We start from the raw sequence: 18,561 nt of genomic DNA, 5'->3' as shown, positions 1-18,561 counted from the left end.
TTGTTGCGAGCCGTCCGCAATTAAGTGGAACCACGGATACGGGCCGCACGGCTGCGGCGGAGACGCTCCTCCGCGATTCTCGTGGACCGCGGAAAAGTTGTTCCAAAGCCGGTACTTGCCGGCGGGGCGGCGGCAGGATTTCTTAACGATGTTGCGGAACGTCTTCTCAATGTTCCGGGCATAGTTCGAAGCTTGAGGGAGCCCCCATTTCGGCCTCTCTCCAGGGGTAACATGCACAGGATCGTCCTCGGCGCCGCGGCGCCCCTCCTTCTCGCACTCGGCACCGGCGCCGCAGCAGCGCCACCGGTGCAGTGGCGCGTCACCGAAGCCAGCGGCAACGTTCGCGTGGTCGAGAACGGCCGTGCCCGTGCCGTTACCCGCGGCGCGTTGCTTGCCAGCGGATCGACGATCGCGACCGGCGCCGGTGCCCGCGCCGTCATCGTCCGAGGCCAGGAATTCGTCGTCATCTCGCAGAGCAGCCAGTTGCGCGTGCCGATCGTCGCCGAGAGCCGCGGCGGCCTGATGCAGATGATCGCCGACTACGGCACTGCCCTGTTCAAGATCGAGAAGAAGAGCACCCCCCATTTCGGCGTTCAGACCCCGTATCTCGCCGCGGTCGTCAAGGGCACGACCTTCACGGTCAACGTCGGTCCGCAGGGCAGCAACGTCCAGGTCACCGAAGGCGCGGTCGAAGTGTCGACCCTGGACGGCGGCGCCGCCGAACTGATCCGGCCGGGCAACATCGCCAGCGTCGGCGCCGGCGATCTCTACCAGCTCACCATCCAGGGCGAGACCAGCAAGGTCATCCGCTCCGAGAATCCGGCGGGCACGGTGACTTCGTCGCTCGGCGCCAAGTTCGGCACCGCTGCCGCGGCGCCAGCCGCTTCCGGCGAACCTGCAGCGACGCCTGCCGAGGCGGCCGATCCCGCGAGCGACTCCGCTCCGCCGGTCGCTGTCGCCCAGCCCGATCCGGCCCAGGCGGAGCCGATGGTGATCGCAAGCCCGATCGGCGAGGGCGCTCAGTCGCTGTCCGATCTCACCGGCGGCCTGATCGAAGGCCCGTCTCCGGCGGCGGTCGTGTTCGCCGAACTCTCGCGGCCGCTCGCGACCATGCCCGAGAACGTCAGCGCGATCCTCAATCCGCAAGCGGGTAACGGCAACGATCAGGGCGGCGGCACGGTCACTCCCCCCGCGAGCGGTGGCACCACGCCGCCTCCTGCGAGCGGTGACACCACGCCGCCTCCTGCGAGCGGCGGCACCACGCCGCCTCCTGCGAGCGGCGGCACCACGCCGCCTCCTGCGAGCGGTGACACCACGCCGCCCCCGGAAAGCGGCGGCACCACGCCGCCTCCGGCGAGCGGCGACACCACGCCGCCTCCGGTGAGCGGAGGCAACGATGCCGGGTCAGGCGCCGGGAACGGCAACGGCAATAACGGCAACGGCGGCAGCGACGCCGGGTCGGGTGCCGGGAACGGCAACGGCAATAACGGGAACGGCAACGGCAATGGCGGCAGCGATGCCGGGTCGGGCACCGGGAACGGCAACGGCAACGGTAATGGCGGCAGCGATGCCGGATCGGGCGCCGGGAACGGCAACGGCAATAACGGCAACGGCAACGGCGGCAGCGACGCCGGGTCGGGTGCCGGGAACGGCAATAACGGGAACGGCGACGGCAACGGCGGCAGCGACGCCGGGTCGGGTACCGGGAACGGCAACGGCAATAACGGGAACGGCAACGGCAATGGCGGCAGCGATGCTGGGTCGGGCGCCGGGAACGGTAATGGCAATAACGACAACGGCAACGGCAACGGCGGCAGCAACGCCGGGTCGGGTGCCGGGAACGGTAATGGCAATAACGGGAACGGCAACGGCAACGGCGGCAGCGACGCCGGGTCGGGCGCCGGGAACGGCAACGGCAATAACGGCAACGGCAACGGCAATGGCGGCAGCGATGCCGGGTCGGGCACCGGGAACGGGACCGGCAATAACGGGAACGGCAACGGCAATGGCGGCCCCGGCAAGGGCAGCGAGCCGCCCAAGGACAGCGGCCCCGGCAAGGGCACCGAGCCGCCCAAGGACAGCGGCCCCGGCAAGGGCAGCGAGCCGCCCAAGGACAGCGGCCCCGGCAAGGGCAGCGAGCCGCCCAAGGACAGCGGCCCCGGCAAGGGCAGCGAGCCGCCCAAGGACAGCGGCCCCGGCAAGGGCAGCGAGCCGCCCAAGGACAGCGGCCCCGGCAAGGGCAGCGAGCCGCCCAAGGACAGCGGCCCCGGCAAGGGCAGCGAGCCGCCCAAGGACAGCGGCCCCGGCAAGGGCAGCGAGCCGCCCAAGGACGGCGGCCCGGATAAGGGCGGCGAGCCGCCCAAGGATAGCGGCCCCGGCAAGGGCGGCGAGCCGCCCAAGGACGGCGGCCCCGGCAAGGGCGGCGAGCCGCCCAAGGACGGCGGTCCCGACAAGGGCACCGAGCCGCCCAAGGACAGCGGCCCCGGCAAGGGTTCCGAGCCGCCCAAGGACAGCGGCCCCGGCAAGGGCTCCGAGCCGCCCAAGGACAGCGGCCCCGGCAAGGACAGCGGCCCCGGCAAGGGCAGCGAGCCTCCCAAGGATAGCGGCCCCGGCAAGGGCAGCGAGCCGCCCAAGGACGGCGGCCCCGACAAGGGCACCGAGCCGCCCAAGGATAGCGGCCCCGGCAAGGGTTCCGAGCCGCCCAAGGACAGCGGCCCCAGCAAGGGCTCCGAGCCGCCCAAGGATAGCGGCCCCGACAAGGGCTCCGAGCCGCCCAAGGATGCGGGCCCGGGCAAGGGCGCGGCCGACAACGGTCCCGGCGACAAGGACAGTGGCGGCAAGGCTAAGGCGAGCGGCGTGGAAAGCCCGGCCGACATGCTGGCCCAGACTAACGCTGCCCCGTCGAGTGAGGCGGTCGTGCCGCCGGCCGCGGTCCAGCCGCCTCAGGTCGAGGAACCAGCGGCGCGCGATCTCGGTGCCGGCCGGCGTGAGCGTGTGGAAGCCGCGCTTCGCAACGTCCTCGAACGCGAGCGTTAAGGGCGGAGGATGTCGCGCTTCGGTGACATTGCGAGTCGGATCCGGCGCCTTCCACAACGGGTGACCCTCGCCGTAGCCGCCGGCATCGGCCTGCTCGCCTTGTTCACCGGCGCCGGTGCCGGGCTCGAGGAGACGCTGCAGGACGTCCGCTACGGGCTCCGTTCGCATCCGGCGAGCGGCGAGATCGTCGTCGTCGAAATCGATGCGCGCAGCATCAAGCGGATCGCCCGCTGGCCATGGCCGCGAAGCGTTCACGCCAGGCTGGTCGATCGCCTCCGGCATGCCGGCGCCCGCACGATCGCGTTCGACGTCGACTTTTCGTCGCCGACCGAGCCGAAGGAGGATGCAGCGCTTGCGGCCGCACTCGATCGCGCCGGCGGCGGCGTGATCATCTCGACCTTCCGCCAGGCCGCGGGTAGCGGCGCCGAGGGGTTCGTCGACAATCTGCCGATCAAGATGCTTGCGGACCGGGCCTTTCTCGGCGCCGTCAACGTCCAGCCAGATGACGACGGCGAGGTCAGGAGCATGCTGCTCGGCGTCGAGACTGCGGACACGCCGAGGCCTTCGCTGCCCAGCCTCATCGCCGGCGCGAGCGCCGCGATCGGCCAGGACTTCCCGATCGACTATGCGATCGACCCCGCCACCGTTCCGCGGCTCAGCCTGATCGACGTCCTCGACGGCAAGGTCCCGGCCGCGGCAATCCGGGGCAAGAAGATCATGATCGGCGCCACCGCGATCGAGATCTGGGATCGCTACACGACGCCGCGGCACGGCGTGCTGCCCGGCGTCGTCATCCAGGCAGTCGCCGCCGAGAGCCTGATCGGCGGCCGGGTGCCCCAGCGCTGGAGCGGTGCGCTGCCCTGGCTTGCAGCGCTCGCCATCGTCGCCCTGCTCGGCGGCGGACGCAAGCCGCGGCACCTGGCCCTGATGGCCGCCGCCGGCCTGCTGCTCCTGCTGCTGCCGCTGATTACCGAGCAGAAGTTCGCTCTGACCCTAGCGGTGGTGCCGGGGCTGCTTACCCTCGCCTGCGGCATCGCCTTCACCTGCGTCGCGCTGGCGGCGGATCGGGCGCAGCGGCGGGCGCGGCACGATCCGGGAACGGGCCTCCCCAATCTGAGCGCGCTTGAAGCGGCGATGAGCAGCCGCGCCGGCGCCAACCTGATCGTCGCGCATATCGAGAATTTCACCATCCTGGCGTCTAGCCTCGGCAGCGACGCGGTCGCGCAGCTGATCGTGCGGGTCTCGAACCGGCTGCGCTGCAGCTGTGCCCAGGGGCCGATCTACCGGATCGACACCGCGACGCTCGCCTGGATCGAGCGCACCGAGGACGAGACCAGTCTGGACGGGCGGCTGGAGGAAGCCGCGGCGCTGATGCGGACCCCGATCGAGATCGATCGGCCCGTCGAAGTGTCGCTGACTTTCGGCCTCTCCGCCGCCGGCGCGCCGCGATCGCCCCGCCAGCGCGTCGCCGATGCCGACCTTGCCGCGCTCAACGCCGCCCGACGCGGCGGCCGCTGGCAGAAGTTCACCGAGGCCGATGGCGAGGAGGCCAGCTGGCAGCTGTCGCTGCTTGCCGAGCTCGACCAGGCCTTGGCCAGCGGCGATCTGTGGAACGCCTATCAGCCGAAACTCGACATCGCGAGCGGCCGCATCGTCGGCGTCGAGGCGCTCGTTCGCTGGAACCATCGCGAGCGGGGACCGATCGGTCCCGACCGCTTCATCCCGGTGATCGAGGCGAACGGCCGCGCCGGCGATCTCACCATCCATGTGCTGCGCCAGGCGCTCGACGATGCGCGCAGCTGGGCGGATCAGGGCCACCCGATCGGCATTGCGGTGAACGTCTCGGCGACCCTGCTCGCGGACCACGGCTTCATCGAAACCGTGCGGGGAACGCTCAGCAACGGCATTGCCGCCGCCGACCGTGTGACGATCGAAGTGACCGAAAGCGCGGCGATGCTCGATCCGGAGCGGGCCGTCGCCGCGCTCGAAAGCTGGCGCGCGCTCGGCGTCAACATATCGATTGACGATTACGGCACCGGCCAGTCCTCGCTCGGCTACCTGCAGCGCCTGCCGGCAACCGAGCTCAAGATCGACAAGAGCTTCGTCCAGACGATCGCGCAGGACCGCCGCAACGCGATCATGGTGCGCTCGACGATCGCAATGGCGCACGAGCTCGGCATGAAGGTGGTCGCGGAAGGGATCGAGGATGGCGAGTGCCTGCGGCTGCTCGGCGAGATGCAGTGCGACACCGCCCAGGGCTTCTACATAGCGCGGCCGCTCACCGCCGGGGCGCTGGCCGCCTTCCTGCACGACCGCGACAAGCTGGCGGCCTGACGCTTCGCCAGGCGACGCCGCGGACCGTCGGCAGGGTCAGGCCGACGCCGGTGCGCAATAGCGATCGATGAAGGCCTGATGGGTGGGCATCCTCTGCACCGCCGCAGCGATCTTGCCCTTGAGGTCGGCGAGCGACTGCTGGATCCGCTCCGACCCCATCAATTCACCGACGCGGTGATGGCCGAGCGGCTGCAGCCGCTGCCCGAGCATCACCTGCACCCAGGAATCGACTCGGAACAGATCCTCTGACGCCTGGTAAGCGAAGCCGGCTTCCCGGAAGAGTCCGATCCGCTCGGCAAGACTGTCCGGAACCGCCATATCGCGACACTGCCGCCAGAAGGCGGAATCGTCGCGCTCCGTCAGCTTGTAATGGAGGATGATGAAGTCGCGAATGCTCTCCAGCTCGCTCCGCGCCTGTTCGTTGAACCGGTTCACCACCGCATCGCTGATCCCGGAGAAGGGGAAAAGCTGCATCAGCCGGGTGACCGCGATCATGATCAGGTGGATCGAGGTCGATTCGAGCGGCTCGACGAAACCGCTGGCGAGCCCGAGTGCGATGCAATTCTTGTCCCAGGTCTTGCGCCGCCGACCGGTGCGGTAGCGGATCAGACGCGGCTCAGTGATCGCCTCGCCTTCGAGCTTCTCGATCAACAGCGCTCTGGCGTCGTCGTCTTCCATGTGGGCACTCGCGTAGACGAGGCCGTTGCCGACGCGGTGCTGCAGCGGGATCCGCCATTGCCAGCCCGCCCGATGGGCGATCGCGCGGGTGTAGGGCAGCGCCGGCCCGACCGATCCGGTCTGCACCGCAAGCGCGCTGTCGGTGGCGAGCCACTGGCCCCAATCCTCGTAGCCGGCCCGGAGCGTCTGTTCGATCAGCAGGCCGCGAAAGCCGGTGCAATCGATGAACAGATCCCCTTCGACCCGCTCGCCCGACTCCATCGCGAGGGCGCGGATGAAGCCGTTTTCCGGATCCTGCTCGACCGAGGCGATCCGGCCTTCGACGCGGGTGACGCCGTGGCTTTCGCTCCGCGCGCGCAGGAATCGGCCGTACAGCGTTGCATCGAGATGATAGGCATAGTTGATCGTCGTGTCGGAGCCGGTGGCGAACTTGCCGGCCTCGGCGGCCTGCAGTTCGAAGCAATAGTCGCCGATCTCGCCCGCGAGGCCGCGCGCGCGCGCCTCCAGCCAGAAATGGTGGAATTCGGCGATCCAGGTCGACGTGCCGACCTGGCCGAACGAATGGACGTAGCGGTCGCCGACCCGCGCCCAATCCTCGAAGGCGATGCCGAGCTTGAACGTCGCCTGGGTCGCCCGCATGAATTCCGGCTCGTCGAGCCCGAGCAGAGCGTTGAAGCTGCGTGCGGTCGGGATCGTCGATTCGCCGACTCCGACCGTGCCGATCTCGTCCGATTCGACGAGAACGATCTCGATCAACCGCCCAAGCTGCCGCGACAGGGCCGCCGCCGCGATCCAGCCCGCCGTTCCGCCGCCGGCGATGACCACCTTCTTCACTTCGCGCCCGTTCAAACCTTTTCCCCTCGCCTTCACCGGTTGAGGCGGTTGAGCAGCAACGCGCGCAGCCGCCGCGCCTTGAGATCGTCCATCGGCCCGAGGTTGCCGCGCGCATGCTCGGGCAAATGCGCCGCCGGCCGCTCCGCCGGCCCGAACACGTAATAATCGAACAACGACTTCCACGCTTCCTTCTCCGGCGCCGGGCGGTCCCTGAGGCTCAGCAAGGCGTGGAGGAGGGTGTTCTGCGGCGTGTCCATGAAGGAGGGCGAGGTGTTCCACCAATAATTGACGAGGACGTTGAAGCGATCGAGCGCCTCGACATGGTGCCACCACAGCGCCGGGTAGAAGAGAACGTCGCCGGGCTCGAGCTCGGCGACCTCGCCGGCGGCGAGCGCCTCTGCGAACAGTGGATGCCGCTCGAAATCGGGACGCTCGAAATCGACCATGCTGACAACCTGGCCGCCGGGCGTGGGCTCCAGCGGGCCGGGATAGAGGTTCGCGATCTGATCGGGCGGGAACAGCGTGAAGCGCCGTCTGCCGACCACGCAGCAGGCGAGATTGTTCGACATGTCGTAATGGGCCGAAGCGATCGTCCGGTTGCCGATCCAGATGCTGGCAAGCGGCGGATTGCGCACGAACATGTCGTTGTCGAGTAGCAGATCGTTCTCGCCGCGAAGGCCGGGCAGATAGAGATCGAGGTCGGTCGAGCCGATGTAGAAAGAGGGGGCGTCCGGATTGTCGAGATGCTCCTCGATACGCGCCAGCACCTCGCCCAATGGCGCGCGTGCACCCTGGAAATTGAGGCCGGTGACGTCTTCATTGTAGAAGAAGCGACCCTTGATCTCGGCCGCGCCGGTGTAAGCGACGATCGGACGCTGGCCCTGGAACCGCCGAATGTAGGTGATCGCCGCCAGCGCCGAATCCTGGCCGCGGCGGACCAGCGGCCAGTCGCCGGCGACACCCTTGAGGATCGCCGGCTGCTGTTCCGTCATCAGATCGTCATAGGGGATTGCGTCCGGCGCGATCCCGGTCAGCGTGCGCGTCTTGCGCATGGGCCGGCTCATCGCTGCGCGTCCTTGCGGTTCTTGCGCTCTATGAGGTGCGGCACGTTGCCCAGGGAGGACAAAGCGAAGATCGCCGGGGCGAGGAAGCCGGCGCGGTGCAGACTGTCGAGCGCAGTCCCCCCGAGCGACGCGAGCGCTTCTGCCGAGACAGCCTGGTAATCAGGCAGATTGTAGCTGCGTCCCTCCTCGACCGCGATTTCGATCGCCACCGGCTGTACCAGTCCGAGCGCCTCCCACGCGGCGTACATCGGCCCACTCGCTTCCAGGCCTTCGTAGATCGTGCGCAGGACTTCGACGATTTCGGCGAGGTAGGGCGAATTGCCGCCATGCGGCAGGAACAGCCTGTGGCCCTCGCTGCCGCCGACCCGCGGATCGTCGAGATCGACATGGATCATGGGTTCGCGGGCCGCGTCGGGGTCGTCGCCGCGCTGCGCCACGCTGATCGAGAACGGGCCGCGCCGCTGGATCGCGGGCACGCTTCGGCTCAGCCATCCGTCGCTGCCGAGGAACAGATTTTCCGACCGATCGAGGCCGAGCAGGACGACCGCCTGCAACGCGCCTTCTTCGTCGCGGCGGAAAAGGATCGGGAATTCGCGCTGGAGCGCCTCGAACTCGGTTGGGAAGACCGGAAGCTGATTGACGGCGTCGCCATGTTCGGTGCCGAAGCGCGGCATCACCTTCAGCTCGGCATGATCGATATTGTTGAGGAGAACCTGCCTGGTCATGACGCCCTGCTCAACTCTCGTCCTCGTTCGCGCGGAACAGAGGACATGCAGCGCGCCGCGTCAACCATGCGGTGCGCACCCTTTTCGGCGGGAAGAGAAAAGGCCGCTGACATGCAGCGGCCTTTCCCTTGTCATCCCGCCGCCGATCAGAAGCGGTAGCGTGCTCCGAGCAGGACGCGGGGCTTCTGCTCCTGCGCGAACCACAATTGGTTCTCCGACCGGGCATAAGAGCGGATCGGCTCGCTGAGGATGTTGATCGCTTCCAGCGAGACCGCCAGATTTTCGGTCACGTCGTAGCTGATGTTCGCATCCAGCGTGCCGAACGGCGCGAAGAACACCGGGTTCCTGTTGTTGCCGCGGTTGACCGCCGCCAGGAACTTGTCGCGCCAATTGTAGGCCACGCGGGCCGACAGTCCGTATTTCTCGAAGATGCCGGTGATGTTGAAGCTGTCGCTGAGGCCGGTAAGCGCGAACACGTTGGCGCTCGGATCGGCACCGCGATCGACCTTCACGTCGCCGAGCACCTTGGTGTACGAACCCGAAATACCGAAGCCGCTTTCTCCGAAGAAATGCTGCCCCTGGATTTCGAAGCCGTGGATGTTGCCGCGGCGGTTGTTGATCGGGGTCGCGACCGAGAAGCTGTAGAGCGGGTCTGCGGCATTGGCGACGACGTCGGTGCGCTTCAGCACGGTGTCGACGAAGGCCTGGCTGAGATTGCCGTTGACCAGATTGGCCTGGAACTGGCCCGAGGCGGTGGCGATGTTGCCGCCATTCTCGATCAGCAGCGCGGTCATCGTGAACAGGTTCACGTCGCTGATCGTCAGACCGAGGCGATCCAGTTCCTGTCGGGCGATGCCCGAGCGGGTGCCGACGGCGCCGGAGCTCGGATCACGAAGCTCGAACAAGGGCCGATCGACCTGGCCGACGCCGACGAAGTTCTTCACCCGCTTGGCGAAGAAGCCCGCCGAGATGTAGCTGGTACGGCCGAAATACCATTCGAGCGAGATGTCGAAATTGTCCGACACCAGCGGCCGCAGGTTCGGGTTGCCGGTCGAGCCCGTCGGTACGCCACCGAGCGCGGTCGGACGGTTGGGGCCGTTGGCCTGCTCCGAAGCGAACAGATTGCCATAGTCCGGGCGTGCCAGCGTCTTCGAGTAGGAGACGCGGGCGACGACATTGTCCATCGGCTCGATCTGGAAATCGACTGCAGGCAGCAGGTTGTTATACTCGCCCTTGCCTGAGCGGGTGACCAGAGTGTCGTCGATCAGGCGGACCTGGCGGGTGAAGTCGTTGTCGGACACCCAATCGATGCTGTCGGGCTCGTTGAACTCCGCGAACGAATCGACCTTGGTGTTTTCCCAGCGAACGCCGGCGACGAGCCCGGCGCGGCGGCCGGCGAGATCGCCCTTCCAGCTGAACTGGGCGTAAGCGGACCAGATCTTCTCGCGGACGCGGTCGAAATCGCTGCCGGTGACGTTGATCGGGTTGTTCGCATAGCCCTGGGCAAAAGCTTCGTAGAGGTCGACGGCGTTGCCGCGGAAGGCGATGTCGGCCGAACTCGGGCTGTAGTGATCGAACTTGCAGCTCAGGCAGTAGGTCTCGATCAGATCGCCAGCAAACTGGGCGACGTCGCCGACATTGCCGATGCCCCAGTCACCCAATTGCTGCTGCGTCTGGGTGCGCTGACTGGTCATCTTGGAGTCGATGTAGGTGGTGCCGACATCGAAGCGGCTTTCACCGTCCAGTTCCCAAGTAAGGTCGGCGCGGAACTGGTTGATGCGGTGGCTCTGGCGAGACGCGTTGGTCCGCTGCACCTGGGTGCCGAGATCGCCGAGATCCAGCGTACCGTTCTTGTTGCCGCGTTCTTGATCGTTGAAGGTGAAATTCTGCAGCGGGATCGAACCGTTATAGTCGACCGAGTGCGCATCGATCACCGGAGCGCCGAAGCTGACCAGGGTGGAGCTTGCGCCGTTCCGCGCGTCCGGAGTGCTCTTCGAAGTGGAGTGGTTGCCGTCGAGATTCAGGGTGAAGCCGTCGGCGATTTCCCAATTGGCGTTGAGGCCGTAGGATTGAAGCTGGGTCTTGGTGGCGCGATATTGCTGCTCGAAGCCCATGTCCTTGACGGTGTAGCGCGAACCTTCCTGCAGGAAGGTGGCGGTGCGGACGACGGGATCGTCGTCGAAGGTCACCGCGTCGAACGGACGGTTGAACCAGTTGGTCTGATCGGCACGCTCTTCAGAGATCTTGTTCTGCGCGAACAAGGCATCGGCGGTGAGGGTGAGGTTCTCCATCGGCCGGAATTGCAGCGTGCCCGACGCGTTGATGCGCTCACGCGAGGATTCCGAATAATGGTAGCGGCTGTCGTTCGGGATGGCGACCAGCTGGTTCGGATCGGTCGGCGCGTTGGTGATCACCGTCTGCGCGTCGCGGCCCGGCATCGACGAGAAGGGCGCGATGTTCCAGTCGTTCGACGTGGCGCTGGCAGCCGCGCTGTCGCGCTTCTGGTACGCGCCGAACAGAGACACGCCGAAGCGATCCTCGGCATCCGACCAGCTGACCACGCCCGAGACTTCCGGGTTGATCTTGAAGCCGTCGTTGCTGGTGTCGTAGAGTGCCTTGGCGCCGATGCTGCCGCGCAGGCCCTCGGCCTTGCCGTCGAGCGGGCGCTGGGTGACGACGTTGATCGCGGCGCCGATGCCGCCCGAAGGGATCGCGGCGCGGCCGGTCTTGTAGACTTCGAGACGGCTGACGCCTTCCGATGCGAGGTTCGAGAAGTCGAACGAGCGTCCGGTGGCACGCGAGAAGTCGACATTCTGGTCGCCGCCGACCGCGTTCACGTCGGAGGTCGCGATCTGGCGTCCGTTGACGGTGACGAGGTTGAAGGTGGGACCGAAGCCGCGAACCGTGACCTGCGACCCTTCGCCGTTGCGGCGGTCGATCGAAACGCCGGGAATGCGCTGAAGGCTCTCGGCAAGGTTGGTGTCGGGGAACTTGCCGATGTCCTCGGCCGAGATCGCGTCGACGACGCCGTTCGATTCCCGCTTGATGTCCATCGCCGCCTCAAGGCTGGCGCGGATGCCGGTAACGACGATTTCTTCATCGTCTGCAGGAGTCGGCGTGATCTCGTTTGTCTGCGCCGGCGTGGCTTCGCCGGTGGCGGTGGTCGCGGTGGTCGCTTCCTGCGCCCAGGCTGGTGCAGCAAACAATCCAGCGGCGAGGCTCGACACTCCGAGCAGCAGCGACGCGCGCAGCATTGTGCCCGAACGTGTTTCGGACGCAGTTCGACTGGTAAGGCTGTTCATGGCTTCCTCCCCTTTTTTCCTCAGGCTCTACAGGCCAGTTGCATGAAGTGACGGACCAGTTCTTTGGCCGCCTTAGTAACTCTAGTTTCGTTAGCGCTAACACGGCTCTCCTCGTCGATCAAGCGAAGGCCGACATGTGCATGTGCGAATTTCTTGCCCAATTTTGTCTGATATATTGGAATGACTAGGCGATGCAGGGACTTGCGTGACTTCACATGACCGTAGCAAGCGCCAGACTCGGCATGAATGTGACGACTGTGCAACACAGAAGCGGAAGTTTGCGTAACATGTAACCGGTCTCTTCCTGTTTCTGCTGCAGTGCAGCAACCCGAAGGGCGGGGAATCCGAGGAATTGCCGCGAACAAGCGCTTCCAGGAAGCCATCGCGGGGGCACATCGCGGCCACCAGATAGGATCGATGCGGATCTTCGACGTCGACGAACTCACTGCGGCTGACGCTCGCGGACGGACTCCCTACCTGATCGAGGGAGAAGAGGTGCAGGCCGGTTTCGTCTCGCCGACGGGCCTGATCCTGTTCACTCCTTTGCGGGTCCTGATCGTGCAACGGGAGCATCTGCTGCAGGAAAAGATCGAGACCAACTCCTATCCGTGGCGGCAGCTGCGGCATTTCGCGATCACTGACGTGGCCGAGAGCAGCCGGAGCGTGTTGCGGATCTGGCTCGCGGACGATGCCCAGCCTCTGCATCTCAGAGCCAATCAGGGTACGGACTTCGCGGCCGTGCAAAGGCTGTTGGCCGCAAAGCTGGCCTGAGATGGACTACGCGACCGCTTTCGGCTGCATGAACGGGGTGTAGTTTCAGGTTCATGGAGCCTGTTTTACTCTCCACTCGTTCTGAAGGGGACGATCCGCCTCCCGACGGACGGATGACAGGAGAGAGTTATGCGTATTCTTGCATTTGCCGCGCTCGCGGCCGCCACGATCCTCCCCGCAACTGCGGTCTCCGCCCAAAATTGGCGCGGCGGCGGCTATGGTTACGGACATGGCTACGGTCGCGGCTCCGAAGTGCGCCAGGAACAGCGTGAATGCCGGCGCGAACTGCGTCGGGCCGACAGCCGCCGCGAGTATCGCCGCGAGCTGCGTGAATGCCGCCGCGAAATCCGGGAAGCGCGCCGTGACGATCGGCGCGATTACCGGCACGATCGCCGCTACCGCAATCGCAGCGGCTATTACGATCATCGCCGCTACTGAGCGCACGGACGCGCGGAATCCGCGCGTTTAAGTCAAGGCCCTCGTTTGCTGTTCGCCATGCGCAAACGAGGGTCAGTCGCGTCGGGTCCGCATGGGCGGGCCAAACCTGATTTCTGTTAACGATTCCGCCGCTGTGCGGGCGGCGAACCTTTGTGCTATGCAGTCGGCTGCGCTCCGACGGAATTATCGTCCGGCGCCAATATCTTGGCCGCGGCGAGGGGCGCTCGGCGACATGCAGGGAACGGGGGTGCGATGTGCGCAGGGTGGTCAGGCTCGACCTGCCGGCACGTCTGTCGCGGCTGCTACCCCGATGGGTGACGCAGGCGCTGGTTGCGATCGCGATCACCGGTATCTTCGTGGGCATTCGGCTGATGCTGCTGCCGCTGATCGGGCCACAGGCGCCGTTCGCGCTGGCATTTCTGTCGACGGTTCTGGCCACCCTGCTGGCAGGGTGGCGCAGCGGTGCGCTGTCGCTCGTGCTCGGCATGGCGCTCGTCTGGTACTTCGTGCTGCCCATCCAGCAAAGCTTCGTGATCGGGGATGGAACAACCGCGACGACCCTGATCATCGTGCTGTTCGCGCAAATCGTCATCCTCGTCGCGCTCGCTCTGTATCAGCGGGAAGTACGCCGGGGTGAATTCGAGCGGCAGCGCCGGATCAATTTTCTTGGTCATGCCATCCGTGAGATGGATCATCGGACCAAGAACAATTTCCAGATCGTGACCAGCCTGCTGACGCTTCAGGGAAGCCGATCTCCGAACCCGGAAGTGCAAGCCGCGCTGAAGGAGGCGACCGAGCGCCTCAAGGCCATCGCCGCGGTCTACGATGCGCTTGCGCCGAGCAGCCAGGGGCTGGTCGCGGTCAGGCTGCAGGATCAGATGGAGGAAATTTGCTCTCAGATCCGCCGCGGTATCCTGCCCGATGGGATCACCCTCGTGTCGGACATCGAGCCGATGCTGGTTCCGCATGATGTTGCCGTGTCGATCGGGATCATCGTCAACGAGCTCGTCACCAATGCGTGCAAGCATGCCTTCGGCGAGGCGGGAGGGACGATTTGGGTTCGCGCGGCGAAGGAGGGCGAAGGCGCCCGGATCGAGGTGGCGGACGACGGCAAGGGCTTCACCCCCGCGCCGAGCAGCAGGAAGGGACTGGGCACGAAGCTGGTCGCCGCATTCGTCCAGCGGATCGGCGGGAAGGCGGAGGTGCGCGCGACACCGGGGGGCGGGACAACCCATTCGATCTCTTTGCCGCCGAGCGCCGAATGACTGTTCCGCACAGCGCCGGCATCCTCCTCTACAGGCTGCCTCTTGGCCGGCTGGAAGTATTGCTCGCGCACCCCGGCGGCCCCTTTTGGAAGAACCGCGATCACGGCGCCTGGATGATTCCGAAGGGCGGCGTGGAGCCCGGCGAGGACGCCTCCGCGTGCGCGCTGCGGGAGTTCGAGGAGGAACTCGGTACCCGTCCCGCAGGCATTCCCGATTTCCTGTGCCGCATTCGCCAAACCGGGGGCAAATGGGTCGATGCATTCGCTTTGGAAGGCGATCTCGATGCGACCGCGATCGTCAGCAACCACTTCACCATGGAATATCCGCCGCGGAGCGGGCAGCTGCGCAGTTTCCCGGAGATCGATGCTGCGGCCTGGTACGGCCTCGACGAGGCGCGCGCCAGGATATTGCCCAGCCAGCGGCCGATCCTGGACGCGCTCGAGGCCGCCCTCGCGGGACGGCTCAGGCCTTAATCGTTGAACAAATCCGCATGCTGCCGCGGCTGGCAGCGCAGATACTGTTTCGCCGCCTTGGCGCGGGCGCCGAGCGCGGCGGCGGCATGCCACGGCCAACGGGGATCGTAGAGGATCGTGCGGGCAAGCGCGACGGCATCGGCATCGCCGGTTCCAACGATCGCTTCGGCCTGCTCGTAACCGGTGATCAGACCGACGGCGATGACGGGGATGCCGACCCTTTCCTTGACCTGGCGGGCGAGCGGCACCTGGTAACTCGGCCCGACCGGAATCTTCTGGTCGGGGTGGAGGCCGCCACTCGACACGTGGATCGCCGCGCAGCCGCGCGCCTCCAGCGCCTGGGCGAAGGCAATCGTGCTCTCGACGTCCCAGCCGCCGTCGACCCAGTCCGTCGCGGACACCCGCATGCTCACCGGCTTGTGAGCAGGGAAGGCGGCCCGCACCGCGTCGAACAGCTCGAGCGGGAACCGCATCCGGTTTTCGAGGCTGCCGCCATAATCGTCTTCGCGGCGATTGGAGAGCGGCGACAGGAATTCGTGCATCAGATAGCCGTGCGCGCCGTGCAGCTGAATGGCGTCGAGGCCGAGCCGGTCGGCGCGCACCGTCGCTGCGACAAAGGCATCGCGCAGTCGCACGAGATCGTCGCGGCCGAGCTCGGTGGGTGGGTTCTCATGCGCCTCGAACGGGATCGCCGATGGCGCTTCGGTCTGCCAGCCGGTGGCCTCGTTCGGGCCGATCTGGGCGCCGCCTCCCCAGGGCACCCGGGTCGACGCTTTGCGTCCCGCGTGAGCGAGCTGAATACCGATCGGCATGTCGGAATAGCGGCGGACTCCCGCGAGCACGCGGCTGAGCGCCGCCTCGTTCTCGTCGGACCACAGGCCGAGATCGTCGGGCGAGATCCGGCCCTCGGGCGTCACCGCCGTCGCCTCGATCATCAGCAGCGCCGCACCGGATTGCGACAGATTGCCGAGATGGATGAGGTGCCAGTCGGTCGCATTGCCGTTTCCGTCGGCCGAATATTGGCACATCGGCGCGATGACGATGCGGTTGGAAAGGGTGAGCGCGCCGACGGGAAGCGGCGTGAAGAGCTGGCTGGCCATGATCTGTCCTGTGGTTGGGCATCTGCCCCGGATCGACAGAAGATGGGTCAGCGTGGCGGAGTTTCCAGATACCCGATCGGGTGTCCCGTCTCCGGCAAAGATACCCGCTCAGATTTGCAGCATGCCTTCGATCACCGTCACACACTGTCCGCGCAGGATCGCCCGCTCGCCCGCGCGCCGACAGGTCAGGGCGCCGCCGCGCCGGCTCGCCTGAAAGGCGGTGAACGAGTCTCGACCGAGCCGCTCGCACCAGAAGGGGACAAGCGCGCCATGGGCGGATCCGGTCACCGGATCCTCGTCGACGCCCCAGGCCGGAACGAAGACGCGGCTGACGACATCGTGGCTCTCGCCGGGTGCGGTCACGATCACCATCAGCTCGACCTCGCGCAGCCGCGCCATGTCCGGCGCGCAGCCGCGAACCTGCGCCTCGTTCTCGAACAAAACAATCGCGGTCGCTTCTGCCCCCTTGTAGCTGAGGAAGGCCTTGGCCGCGGCGCGGCTTGCCGGATCGGCGGTGAGCAGGTCGACGAGGCCGCTGCCGTCGCGGCTGACGAACGACCGCAGCGCTTCCGCGTCGGCCTCACGAACCAGTGTCTGCGGCAGATCGAGCGTGTAGCCGTCGCCGTCGCTGCCGACGACCAGGATCCCCGCCTTGCGGGTGCGGAAACGCACCTGTTCGCCTTCGAGCAAGACGTGTCCGCTGGCGAGCGTGGCGTGCCCGCACAAGGCAACCTCGGTCGTCGGCGTGAACCAGCGCAGCTCGTAATCGGCATCGCCGCCGGTCGGGACGGTGAAGGCCGTCTCGCTGAGGTTGTTCTCCTCGGCGATCGCCTGCATCACCGCGTCGGGCAGCCATTCCTCCAGCGGCACCACGGCCGCGGGATTTCCGGTAAAGGGGCGATCGGCGAAGGCATCGACCTGAACGAGGCGATAGGCGGTCATGGAGGCACTCCGGGGCGTTGACGGCGGTGGATTAGCGAAGGTCGGCGTGGAGGAACAGGGCAGGACCCTTCACCGCGGCGTCAGATCCGTCTCCGCCAAGGTGTTGCCGGGCTGATCGATCTGCCCTTCCGGATCGACGTGGATCAGGATCTCGCAGCCTGGAAATTCCTCCTCCAATTTGTGCTCGACCTCGTCCATCACCCGATGCGCCTCGGCGACGGTCATTTTCGGATCGACCCAGACGTGGAACTGGACGAAGTCGTGCGCGCCGCTGGTGCGGGTGCGCAGATCGTGAATCCCCTTGAGCTCGGGATGCCGCGCGGCCGCTTCGATGAAGCGGCGGCGTTTGTCTTCGGGCCATTCGCTGTCCATCAACTGGTCGATCGCGCGCGCCGATGCCCGCCACGCTCCGAACAACAGCCACAACGCGATGACGATGCCGAACAGGGAGTCCGCGCCGCTGACGCCCAGATATTGATCGACGACGAGCGCCGCGATCACCGATGCGTTGAGCAGCAGATCCGACTGGTAATGAACGTGATCGGCCTCGATCGCGACAGAGCCGGTGCGGGCGATCACCCGCCGCTGGTAGGACAGCAGGGCAAGCGTGGTCGCGATCGCCAGGAGAGAAACGCCGATGCCATATTCGGCCTGGGCGGTGGCCGAGCCTGCGATCAGCCGATCGACGGCACGCCAGCCGATCCCGACGGCGGAGACCGTGATCAGGGCGACTTGGGCGAGTGCCGCCAGCGCCTCCGCCTTGCCATGGCCGAAGCGGTGGCCTTCGTCGGCCGGTTCGGCGGCAAGCCGCACACCGTAAAGGGTGATGAGTGAGGCGAGCACGTCGAGGGCGGTGTCGGCCAGCGAGCCGAGCATCGCCACCGAACCTGTGGCCAGGGCTGCATAGCCCTTGAGCACGAGCAGGAACAAAGCGACAGAGACGCTTGCAATCGCCGCCCGCCTGGCCAGGCGGCCATCCGCGGCAGCGTCGTGCTGCGTACTCACGGGTACAGCAGGCCCTCGATCCAGCCGTCGCCTTTACGGGTAAACAGGCGTCGCTCGTGAAGGCGGTGGGCGCGGTCGTTCCAGAATTCGATTCGGACGGGCACCACTCGAAAGCCCGACCAGCGCGGCGGCCGCGGCACGTCCTGACCTTCGAAGCGCAGGCGCATCTGCTCGTACCTGGCCTCGAACGTCCCCCGGTCATCAAGCGGACGCGACTGGTCCGAGGCCCATGCGCCGAGCTGGCTGTCGCGGCTGCGGCTGGCGAAATAGGCGTCCGCTTCCTCGGCCGCGACCGGCCCGACCGGCCCCTCTATCCGCACCTGCCGTCGAAGCGACTTCCAGTGGAACAGCAAGGCCGCATGGGGATTACCGGCAAGCTCGCCGCCCTTGCGGCTGTCGAGGTTTGTATAGAAGACGAAACCCCGCGCATCGTGGCCCTTGAGCAGCACCATCCGTACCGAAGGCTGACCGCTCGCGTCACTGGTCGCCAACGCCATCGCATTGGAGTCGTTCGGCTCCGAGAGCCGGGCCTCCGCCATCCAGGTTTCGAACAAAGCATGAGGATCGTCGGCCATCGCCGCTCTTTGCCGCCGA

General features: G+C 66.7%; 14 protein-coding genes. 6 read left to right on the top strand and 8 right to left on the bottom strand.

Translation table 11 applies throughout. The features are described 5' to 3' along the window. The first annotated feature begins 231 nt into the window (after positions 1-231). The gene (locus ETR14_RS28170; RefSeq protein ID WP_165356347.1) at positions 232-3,036 is read left to right on the top strand and encodes a FecR domain-containing protein; all 2,805 of its coding nucleotides are present in this window, start codon (positions 232-234) and stop codon (positions 3,034-3,036) included. Between the two features lie 60 nt (positions 3,037-3,096). Further along, positions 3,097-5,370, top strand: coding sequence for an EAL domain-containing protein (locus ETR14_RS06775; RefSeq protein WP_165356346.1), 2,274 nt, complete (start codon positions 3,097-3,099; stop codon positions 5,368-5,370). 36 nt (positions 5,371-5,406) lie between these two features. Here ETR14_RS06775 and ETR14_RS06770 read toward each other — a convergent pair whose 3' ends face one another. The 4 genes from ETR14_RS06770 to ETR14_RS06755 form a co-directional block, all read right to left on the bottom strand. Further along, a complete protein-coding gene (locus ETR14_RS06770) occupies positions 5,407-6,882 on the bottom strand; it encodes a tryptophan halogenase family protein (protein WP_243455797.1) in 1,476 nt (491 codons plus the stop codon). A gap of 32 nt (positions 6,883-6,914) precedes the next feature. After that, positions 6,915-7,934, bottom strand: a complete 1,020-nt coding sequence (locus ETR14_RS06765) for a cupin-like domain-containing protein (protein WP_243455796.1) — start codon at positions 7,932-7,934, stop codon at positions 6,915-6,917. A gap of 8 nt (positions 7,935-7,942) precedes the next feature. Continuing rightward, complete coding sequence (locus tag ETR14_RS06760; protein ID WP_129383951.1) at positions 7,943-8,671, bottom strand: SapC family protein; 729 nt, start codon at positions 8,669-8,671, stop codon at positions 7,943-7,945. 146 nt (positions 8,672-8,817) lie between these two features. Further along, positions 8,818-11,973: a TonB-dependent receptor gene (locus ETR14_RS06755; RefSeq protein WP_243455795.1), complete on the bottom strand. Its 3,156-nt coding sequence runs from the start codon at positions 11,971-11,973 to the stop codon at positions 8,818-8,820. A 417-nt stretch (positions 11,974-12,390) separates the two neighbouring features. Between ETR14_RS06755 and ETR14_RS06750 the strand changes: the two genes are divergently transcribed. From ETR14_RS06750 to ETR14_RS06735, 4 genes are all read left to right on the top strand, one after another. Continuing rightward, the gene (locus ETR14_RS06750) at positions 12,391-12,744 is read left to right on the top strand and encodes a PH domain-containing protein (protein WP_129383950.1); all 354 of its coding nucleotides are present in this window, start codon (positions 12,391-12,393) and stop codon (positions 12,742-12,744) included. Between the two features lie 129 nt (positions 12,745-12,873). Further along, positions 12,874-13,182, top strand: a complete 309-nt coding sequence (locus tag ETR14_RS06745) for a hypothetical protein (protein ID WP_129383949.1) — start codon at positions 12,874-12,876, stop codon at positions 13,180-13,182. Positions 13,183-13,436: 254 nt separating this feature from the next. Further along, positions 13,437-14,447 carry a sensor histidine kinase gene (locus ETR14_RS06740; RefSeq protein WP_129383948.1) on the top strand — a complete coding sequence of 337 codons (1,011 nt, stop codon included), beginning with the start codon at positions 13,437-13,439 and terminating at the stop codon, positions 14,445-14,447. Continuing rightward, positions 14,444-14,920, top strand: coding sequence for an NUDIX domain-containing protein (locus ETR14_RS06735; RefSeq protein WP_129383947.1), 477 nt, complete (start codon positions 14,444-14,446; stop codon positions 14,918-14,920). The genes ETR14_RS06740 and ETR14_RS06735 overlap by 4 nt, the downstream gene beginning before the upstream one ends. Here ETR14_RS06735 and ETR14_RS06730 read toward each other — a convergent pair. The 4 genes from ETR14_RS06730 to pdxH form a co-directional block, all read right to left on the bottom strand. Further along, complete coding sequence (locus ETR14_RS06730; protein ID WP_129383946.1) at positions 14,917-16,023, bottom strand: NADH:flavin oxidoreductase/NADH oxidase; 1,107 nt, start codon at positions 16,021-16,023, stop codon at positions 14,917-14,919. The genes ETR14_RS06735 and ETR14_RS06730 overlap by 4 nt on opposite strands. 105 nt (positions 16,024-16,128) lie before the next feature. After that, positions 16,129-16,962, bottom strand: a complete 834-nt coding sequence (locus tag ETR14_RS06725) for a PhzF family phenazine biosynthesis protein (RefSeq protein WP_129383945.1) — start codon at positions 16,960-16,962, stop codon at positions 16,129-16,131. A 69-nt stretch (positions 16,963-17,031) separates the two neighbouring features. Further along, on the bottom strand, positions 17,032-17,967 hold the full coding sequence (locus ETR14_RS06720) for a cation diffusion facilitator family transporter (RefSeq protein ID WP_243455794.1): 936 nt from the start codon (positions 17,965-17,967) through the stop codon (positions 17,032-17,034). After that, the gene (pdxH, locus tag ETR14_RS06715; RefSeq protein WP_129383944.1) at positions 17,964-18,542 is read right to left on the bottom strand and encodes a pyridoxamine 5'-phosphate oxidase; all 579 of its coding nucleotides are present in this window, start codon (positions 18,540-18,542) and stop codon (positions 17,964-17,966) included. Before pdxH ends, ETR14_RS06720 begins: the two co-directional genes overlap by 4 nt. Between the last annotated feature and the right edge of the window lie 19 nt (positions 18,543-18,561).

The sequence above is a fragment of the Sphingosinicella sp. BN140058 genome (assembly GCF_004135585.1).
Classification (GTDB): Bacteria; Pseudomonadota; Alphaproteobacteria; order Sphingomonadales; family Sphingomonadaceae; genus Allosphingosinicella.
This window is presented reverse-complemented; position numbering and strand designations above follow the sequence as displayed.

Excerpts from the sequence above, each read along its gene's own strand:
- ETR14_RS06760 (WP_129383951.1), bottom strand. The coding sequence starts at position 8,671 with ATGACCAGGCAGGTTCTCCTCAACAATATCGATCATGCCGAGCTGAAG.
- ETR14_RS06725 (WP_129383945.1), bottom strand. The coding sequence starts at position 16,962 with ATGACCGCCTATCGCCTCGTTCAGGTCGATGCCTTCGCCGATCGCCCC.
- ETR14_RS06745 (WP_129383949.1), top strand. The coding sequence starts at position 12,874 with ATGCGTATTCTTGCATTTGCCGCGCTCGCGGCCGCCACGATCCTCCCC.
- pdxH (WP_129383944.1), bottom strand. The coding sequence starts at position 18,542 with ATGGCCGACGATCCTCATGCTTTGTTCGAAACCTGGATGGCGGAGGCC.
- ETR14_RS06755 (WP_243455795.1), bottom strand. The coding sequence starts at position 11,973 with ATGAACAGCCTTACCAGTCGAACTGCGTCCGAAACACGTTCGGGCACA.
- ETR14_RS06735 (WP_129383947.1), top strand. The coding sequence starts at position 14,444 with ATGACTGTTCCGCACAGCGCCGGCATCCTCCTCTACAGGCTGCCTCTT.
- ETR14_RS28170 (WP_165356347.1), top strand. The coding sequence starts at position 232 with ATGCACAGGATCGTCCTCGGCGCCGCGGCGCCCCTCCTTCTCGCACTC.
- ETR14_RS06750 (WP_129383950.1), top strand. The coding sequence starts at position 12,391 with ATGCGGATCTTCGACGTCGACGAACTCACTGCGGCTGACGCTCGCGGA.
- ETR14_RS06765 (WP_243455796.1), bottom strand. The coding sequence starts at position 7,934 with ATGCGCAAGACGCGCACGCTGACCGGGATCGCGCCGGACGCAATCCCC.